This is a genomic window from Actinomadura logoneensis, assembly GCF_003428695.1.
GTDB lineage: Bacteria > Actinomycetota > Actinomycetes > Streptosporangiales > Streptosporangiaceae > Spirillospora > Spirillospora logoneensis.
Genome location: NZ_QURH01000902.1, coordinates 1 through 6,787, shown reverse-complemented (window position 1 = coordinate 6,787; position 6,787 = coordinate 1). Strand labels below are relative to the sequence as shown.

Below are 6,787 nucleotides of genomic sequence, written 5' to 3'. Positions count from 1 at the left end.
GTCGGCGGCCCGGCCGGGGAGGGACGGGCCGCCGACCTGCCGGGTGAGCCGTCCGGCTCCCGCCCGCGCGGCCGGCCCGAGACGGCGGGACGGGGGACGGCGGAACCAGGGACGGCGGGACGGCGGCGCGGGTCAGATCAGCACGACGTGGGCGCGGGCGATGTGCCGGGCCGCGCGGAGGCAGGCGATGCGGTCGGCGGGGTCGAGGGTGTGCGCCGTGGCCGCCACCAGGGCCTCGGTGAGTTGCAGGCAGAACCGGCTGAGGGTCTCGACCGTCTCGCGGATGCCGAGGGTGCGCGCCGGGGGCCCGGCTTCGGCCGACTGGACGGTCGGCGCGGTGGCGAGGGCCCAGCACGCCTGGCTGGCCTCGGAGAGGGCGGTGTCCAGGCCGGGGCGGACGGGGCCGCGCGAGGGGTCGGCGAGCACGGTCGCGGCGCGCTCGACGAGTTCCAGGCCGTCGAAGGCGGCGGCGAGCAGGTCCGGCAGGGAGCCGGCCGTGCCGAGGCGTCCGGCGGCGTAGGTGATGTGGTCGTGCATGGGAACCCCCGTTGGCCGAATCTGACGTCAGCGCGCTCTGTCACCTTGAGTTGCTGACGCGTTCAGTGTGGGGTGCCGGACGGGTCCCGGTCAATCAATATTGCCGCGTGTTGAATTGAGTGATCAAAGTAGCCCGTGCTCGGCGGCGAGGTCGAACGCGGCGGCGGACGCGGGGGCCAGCAGGGAGCGGTCCGCGCGGCCGACGTAGCGGAACTCGTCCACCTCGCCGCGGGCGGTGATCTCGCCGAAGTGCCCGGCGGTGAAGCACGCCATCCGGACGTGCGAGTGCCCGGGCTGGTCGTGCGCGGGGGCGCGCAGCACGCCGAGCCGCTCGAAGGACGGCCGGTCCAGCGTCACGCCCAGCTCCTCGCGGACCTCCCGCGCGACCGCCGACCAGTCGTCCTCGCCGGGTTCGCGCTTGCCGCCCGGAAGGTACAGCAGGTCGCGGCCGCGTGAACGGACGGCCAGCAGCCGCCCGTCCACGACGTGGACCCACGCGACGACATCGAGATCCATGGAGGTGTCGTTCCCAGCTCTTCGGGGGTGGTCAGAGGCGCCGCGAGGCGAGGACGCGCCGCAGGAACTCGCGGGTGCGCGGCTCGCGCGGCTCGGTGAAGATCTGCTCGGCCGGGCCGCGCTCCAGCAGGACGCCGTCGCTGAGGAAGCAGACGGTGTCGGCGATGTCCCGGGCGAACCCCATCTCGTGGGTCGCCAGGATCATCGTCATGCCCTGGTCCTTGAGCTCCCGGATGATGCCCATGACCTCGGTGACCAGCTCGGGGTCGAGCGCGGAGGTCACCTCGTCCAGCAGCAGCAGGCTCGGGTCGCAGGCCATCGCGCGGATGATCGCCACCCGCTGCTGCTGGCCGCCGGACAGCCGGTCGGGGTACTCGGCGGCCTTGTCGGCCAGGCCGAACCGCTCCAGCAGCTCGCGCGCCCGCTCCTCCGCCTCCCGCCGGCCGCGGCGGTGCACCCGGACGGGCGCGAGCGTGATGTTGTCCAGCACCGACATGTGCGGGAACAGGTTGTACGACTGGAAGACCATGCCGATCCTCTTGCGCACCTCGTCCGGGTCGGCGCCGGGCGCGGTGATCTCGTCGCCGTCGAGGGTGATCGCGCCGTCGTCCACCTCCTCCAGCAGGTTCACGCAGCGCAGCAGCGTGGACTTGCCGGACCCGGACGCGCCGATCAGGCAGACGACCTCGTGCGCGTCCACCTTCAGGTCGACGCCGCGCAGCACCGGGTGCGCGTGGTAGGTCTTCCAGAGGCCCTCGACCTCCAGCAGCGGTCCGCTCATCACTTGCCTCCGGGGGCGCGGCGGCGCTCGGCGCGGGCCGCGAGATGGTCGGTGAACCGGGCCATCGGCACCGTCAGCGCGATGAACAGCACCGCGGCGGCGAGGTAGGGCGTGTAGTTGAAGTCCTCGGCCGAGTGGATCTGCGCCTGCCGCAGCGCCTCGACCACGCCGAGCGTCCCGACGAGCGCGGTGTCCTTCTGCAGCGAGGCGAAGTCGTTCAGCAGCGGCGGGACGACCCGGCGCACCGCCTGCGGGAGCACGACGAACCGCAGCGCCTGCGCCTGCGACAGTCCGAGCGACCGGGCCGCGGACCGCTGGCTCGGGTGGATCGACTCGATGCCCGCGCGGAACACCTCGGCGACGTACGCGCCGTACGACAGGACGAGCGCCCCGCCGCCGAGCACGGCCGGGTCGGTGGGCAGGCCCTGCAGCCGCAGCGCGGGCAGCCCGAAGCCGATCATGAAGACGAGCAGGATCGTCGGGATGCCCCGGAACACGTCGGTGTACAGCACCGCGAGCGCCCGGAGCGGGAAGAACAGCGGGTTGCGCAGCCCGCGCGCGAGCGCGACCAGCAGCCCGAGGACGAGGATCACGGGCTCGGCGATCAGGAAGATCCGGACGTTCATCCAGAAGCCGTCGAGCACGTCGGGGAACGCGCCCTTGAACTCGCCCCAGTCGAAGAACTTGTCCTGGACGCTCGGCCAGCCGGGTGAGGCCAGCACGCCGCCCACCACGACCGCCAGGAAGACGATCGTGGAGGCGGCGGCGAGCGAGCCGTTGCGGATCCCCGCGCGGCGGCGCGCCCGCTCGCGGGCGAGCTGCCGCTCGCTCTTCACCCAGGTGTCGGGGGTGGCGGTCACCGGGTCATCCTCACTTCAGGACGGGCGCGCCCGCGGCGGCGGTCAGCCACTGCTGCTGCAGCCTGGCCAGCTCGCCGGAGGACTTCAGCTCGCCGATCGCCCGGTTGAGGCAGCCGACGAGGGGGTTGCCCTGCTGGAGCAGCAGGCCGAAGTGCTCGGTGCCGCCGGCGCTCTGCGGCAGCTGACCGGCGATCTTGGAGCCCTGCACCTGCGCGGCGGTGACGTAGAACGCGGTCGGCAGGTCCAGGACGATCGCGTCGACCTGCTTGTTCTTGAGCGCGTTCACGGCGTCGATCTGGTCGTTGAAGACCTTGGGCCGGCTGCTCGGCTTGATCTGGTCGCGGACGGCCGCCAGCGCGGTGGTGCCCACCTGCACGGCGATCTTCGCGTCCTTGAGCTCGGCGACGGAGGTGACGCCCGCGTACTTGCCGTTCTTCATGGTCACCACGCCCTGCTGGACGTCGTAGTACCCGTCGGAGAACGTGACGGCCTTCTCGCGGGCCGGCGTCACCGAGATCTGGTTCGCGTCGAAGTCGAACTTCTTCGGGCCGGGCGCGTAGGACGAGTCGAACGACTCGGTCACCCACGTGACCTCGTTCTTGGCGAAGCCGAGCTTCGCGGCGACCGCGTAGGCGACGGCGCTCTCGTAGCCCTGCCCGTTGGTCGGGTCGTCGTTCTTGAACCACGGCTCGAAGGCCGGCTTGTCGGTCGCGACCGTGAGCTGGCCGGGCTTGGTCAGCTTCAGCTTGTCCTTGGCGCAGGACGCGGCGGACGCCGGGGACTTGTCGGCGGAGGTGGTGTCCTCCTTCTGCGGCGCGCACGCCGTCGTGGCGACGGCGAGGGCGGCCAGACCGGCGAGGGCGGTCAGCAGGGGTCGACGGGCCAAGACGTGCCTCCAGCGATGCGGCGGGTCGGTTGCGGCGGTGATCGGGAGCGGCGGGCTTGCGGTAAGGCGGGCTTGCGGTGGGGCGGGGGAGGGGGATCGGGCTGCGGCGGCTCGGGGTGTGGAGCGCGTCGGGCCGTGGCGGTCCGGGCGGCGCCGGGTCGGGCCGTCCGGTCAGGGGCGCGCGGTCACGGCGCCCGGGTGATGGTGACGGCCATGCCGTCGGCGAGGCCGAAGCGGGCGGCGGCGGATCCCTGGTTGACGGCGATCCCGAGCCGTCCGGACGAGTCGACCCAGACGAGCGGGTCGCCGACGGCCACCTTGCCGAAGGTCTCCTCGAACGGTACGCGGGCCTCGCCGCCGTCCCAGGACAGCTCCAGGGAGGTGCCGAACGGCAGCTCGCCGAAGGCGGCGGTCAGCTCGGCGGGCTCGGCGCCGAGGACGAGGCTGCCGAACTGGTCGGTGTAGAGGACGGACGCGGTGAGCGAGCCGTCCGCGACGACCGGGGCGGGCAGGTCGAGGGGGAGCAGGGCGTCCGCGGCGGGGCCGAGGTCGGTGATCGGGACGCCCGCCAGCAGGTGCCCGGCGGCGGGCGCGAAGATGTCGCGGCCGTGGAAGGTGGTGGAGATCGACGGCTGCCGGTAGGCGGGGTTCTCCAGGTAGTGCGCGGCGGTCACGCCGCCGAGCGCCTCGGCGGCGGGGACCAGCAGCCCGTTGTCCGGGCCGACGAGCACGTCGCCGCGTCCGGTCGCGACCGCCACCGGACGGCGCGGGGTGCCGACGCCCGGGTCGATGATCCCGACGTGCACGCCGACCGGGAGGTAGGGGAGGGCCTGCCGGAGCAGCATCGCCCCCTCGACGATCCGGTAGGGCGTGACCTCGTCGCTGAGCACGAGCACGTTGGCCTCGGGCGCGATCGCGTACATGACACCGGCGCAGGTGCCGCTGTAGGCGGCGCCGAAGTCGGTGGTGAGGCTGGCGAACGGGCGGGACTCGGACACGGACACGGGCGTACCTAACACGAGCTGCGGTTATCACGGAAAGTGACGCTTGAGGGTACCAAGTCGCCCGCTAATTCACACACTCATGGTGGGGTTTGTGCCCGTATCCTGCGCCGGGTGCGCCCCGAAGCCCTCGATCCCGTGCTGCTGCGGACGTTCGCGTCCGTGGCCGAGCTGGGCTCGTTCACGGCCGCCGCGACCGCGCTCGGCTACACCCAGTCCGCGGTGTCCCGCCAGGTCAGGGCACTGGAGGAGGCGTGCGGCGTCGAGCTGTTCGCGCGCGGGGCCCGGGGCGTCCGGCCCACCCCGGCGGGCGAGTACCTGCTGCCGCACGCCCGGGCCCTGCTGGAGCGGTACGCCGACACCGCCCGCGCCCTGGACGCCCTGCGCCAGGTCGACGCGGGGACGCTGCGGCTCGGCGCGTTCTCGACCGCGAACGCCGTGCTCGTCCCGCGCGCCCTCCACCGGTTCGGCGGACGGCATCCGGGGGTGGAGATCCGGCTGCGGGAGGGCCTGACCGAGGGCCTGCTGCCCGCGCTGGACGCCGGGGAGCTCGACCTCGCCGTGGTCAGCACGCACAAGACGCGCCGGATCGCGTCCGCCGAGGCGGTCGCCCTCGGTGACGACCCGCTGCTGGTGGCGCTGCCGCGCGGGCACCGGCTCGCGCGCCGCCGGACCGTCCCGCTGGCCGAACTGGCGGACGAGGCGTGGATCGTCGCGGACGACGAGGCCGCCGTCGCCGCCCTGCACGCCCGCTGCGCGCCCGCCGGGTTCGTCCCGCGGACGCCGCTGCGGGTGGGCGAGTGGACGTCCAAGCTCGGGCTGGTCGCCGCCGGGTTCGGCGTGACGTTCGTGCCCTCCCTCGCGGTGGGCGGCCTGCGCGACGACGTGGCCCTGCGCCCCCTGGCCGTCGCGGACGCCCGCGTCCAGCCCCGGCGGACGGTGTACGCGGCGGTCGCCCGGCACGCCCGCCGCGCCCCGGCGGTCACCGCGTTCCTGGACGACCTGCGCGCCGTCGCCGCCGAGCTGCTGGGCTAGCCGTCCGCCCCGGCCGGAGGGGCGGCGACGACCTCCACCTCCAGCAGCGCGTCCGGGTGGAAGAGCCGGGAGACCTCGACGGTCGTGCTGGTCGGCGGCTCCTTGGGGAAGTAGCGGTTGCGGACCCGGCCGTACTCGGCGACCCGGGACAGGTCGGTGACGAACGTCCGGATGTTGACCACGTCGGCGAAGGTCGCGCCGTGCGCGGCGAGCAGCCGCTCGATGAGCGACATGATCACCTCGGACTGCCGGGTCATGTCGCCGGGGCGGTCGATCTCGCCGTCCTCGCCGAACGCGACCTGGCCGGACAGGAACAGCAGCGGCCCCGGGGCCACGTGGGCGACGTGCGAGTAGAAGCCGTTGGTCGCCGGGACGGTGGGCGGGTTGTCGATGGTGACGCGCATCAGGAGTTCTCCTTGGTGGAAGTGGGGGCGGGGGTGGGGACCAGGACGGTGATGTCGGAGCCGCCCAGGCCTCGCGCGACGGCAGCGGCGGTGTGCGTGCGGGCGGCGGTGAGGACGCGGGCGTCCGGGCCGAGGACGTCGAGCGCCAGGGCGAGGTCCTTGTCGGCGAGTCCGGCGGTGAAGGTGACCGGGGCGTCCGGGCGGCGCGTCCGGGTGCGGTCGGCCTGCGGGAGGGCGCGGCCGAGCAGTTCCAGCGCGGTGTCCCGGTTCACCCCGAGCCGGACGGCGAGGTCCACGGCCTCGGCGACCGCGCCGAACGCGGCGACGAGGCCGCTGTTGACGACCAGCTTCGCCGCCGCGCCCCGGCCGGACGGCCCGACGTGCCGGACGGTCCCGAGCGCGCCCAGCGCCTCGGCGGCGTCCGCGACGTCCTCGTCCCGGCCGCCCGCGACGATGACCAGCTCGCCGGCCTCCGCGTGCGGGACGCTGCCCAGCACCGGCGCGTCGACCAGCCGCACGCCGTCCGGCAGCCGTCCGGCCAGCTCGCGGAGGGCGTCCGGGCCGATCGTGGACATCTCGGCGACGAGCGTCCCGGGGGCGAGGTCCGCGCCGAGCAGCACCTCGTGCACGGCCGCCGCGTCGGTGAGCATGCTGATCACCAGGTCGCGTCCGGCGACGGCCTCGGCGTCGCTGGACTTCGTCCCGGTGCCGGACGAGGGCCACGCGATGCTCCGCCGCCCGGGTCTGTGGCACCGCCGCACCACCGC

At 74.1% G+C, this 6,787-nt stretch carries 9 protein-coding genes; 1 reads left to right on the top strand and 8 read right to left on the bottom strand.

Annotation, left to right across the window (positions count from 1 at the left end; all coding sequences use genetic code 11):
- Positions 1-132: 132 nt before the first annotated feature.
- From DZF91_RS30450 to DZF91_RS30425, 6 genes are all read right to left on the bottom strand, one after another.
- Complete coding sequence (locus DZF91_RS30450) at positions 133-537, bottom strand: hypothetical protein (RefSeq protein WP_117360532.1); 405 nt, start codon at positions 535-537, stop codon at positions 133-135.
- Positions 538-660: 123 nt separating this feature from the next.
- On the bottom strand, positions 661-1,053 hold the full coding sequence (locus tag DZF91_RS30445) for an NUDIX hydrolase (protein WP_117360531.1): 393 nt from the start codon (positions 1,051-1,053) through the stop codon (positions 661-663).
- 31 nt (positions 1,054-1,084) lie between these two features.
- Entirely contained in the window at positions 1,085-1,834 is a 750-nt protein-coding gene (locus DZF91_RS30440) for an amino acid ABC transporter ATP-binding protein (protein WP_117360530.1), read from the bottom strand.
- On the bottom strand, positions 1,834-2,694 hold the full coding sequence (locus tag DZF91_RS30435; protein WP_117360529.1) for an amino acid ABC transporter permease: 861 nt from the start codon (positions 2,692-2,694) through the stop codon (positions 1,834-1,836). The genes DZF91_RS30440 and DZF91_RS30435 overlap by 1 nt, the downstream gene beginning before the upstream one ends.
- Positions 2,695-2,704: 10 nt before the next feature.
- The gene (locus tag DZF91_RS30430) at positions 2,705-3,580 is read right to left on the bottom strand and encodes an ABC transporter substrate-binding protein (protein WP_117360528.1); all 876 of its coding nucleotides are present in this window, start codon (positions 3,578-3,580) and stop codon (positions 2,705-2,707) included.
- A 185-nt stretch (positions 3,581-3,765) separates the two neighbouring features.
- Positions 3,766-4,578, bottom strand: coding sequence for an SAM hydrolase/SAM-dependent halogenase family protein (locus DZF91_RS30425; protein WP_117360534.1), 813 nt, complete (start codon positions 4,576-4,578; stop codon positions 3,766-3,768).
- 117 nt (positions 4,579-4,695) lie between these two features.
- Here DZF91_RS30425 and DZF91_RS30420 point away from each other — a divergent pair, with 117 nt between their 5' ends.
- On the top strand, positions 4,696-5,616 hold the full coding sequence (locus DZF91_RS30420; RefSeq protein WP_199486998.1) for a LysR family transcriptional regulator: 921 nt from the start codon (positions 4,696-4,698) through the stop codon (positions 5,614-5,616).
- Here DZF91_RS30420 and DZF91_RS30415 read toward each other — a convergent pair.
- Both DZF91_RS30415 and DZF91_RS30410 read right to left on the bottom strand, forming a co-directional pair.
- The gene (locus DZF91_RS30415; protein WP_117360527.1) at positions 5,613-6,020 is read right to left on the bottom strand and encodes a RidA family protein; all 408 of its coding nucleotides are present in this window, start codon (positions 6,018-6,020) and stop codon (positions 5,613-5,615) included. The genes DZF91_RS30420 and DZF91_RS30415 overlap by 4 nt on opposite strands.
- Positions 6,020-6,787, bottom strand: a 768-nt coding sequence (locus DZF91_RS30410; RefSeq protein ID WP_147341461.1) for an NAD(P)-dependent oxidoreductase, incomplete at its 5' end; no start/stop codon positions are given. The genes DZF91_RS30410 and DZF91_RS30415, both read right to left, overlap by 1 nt.

What these genes read in the sequence shown, in the direction of transcription:
- DZF91_RS30450 (WP_117360532.1), bottom strand. Translation starts at nt 537, where the DNA reads ATGCACGACCACATCACCTACGCCGCCGGACGCCTCGGCACGGCCGGC.
- DZF91_RS30445 (WP_117360531.1), bottom strand. Translation starts at nt 1,053, where the DNA reads ATGGATCTCGATGTCGTCGCGTGGGTCCACGTCGTGGACGGGCGGCTG.
- DZF91_RS30440 (WP_117360530.1), bottom strand. Translation starts at nt 1,834, where the DNA reads ATGAGCGGACCGCTGCTGGAGGTCGAGGGCCTCTGGAAGACCTACCAC.
- DZF91_RS30415 (WP_117360527.1), bottom strand. Translation starts at nt 6,020, where the DNA reads ATGCGCGTCACCATCGACAACCCGCCCACCGTCCCGGCGACCAACGGC.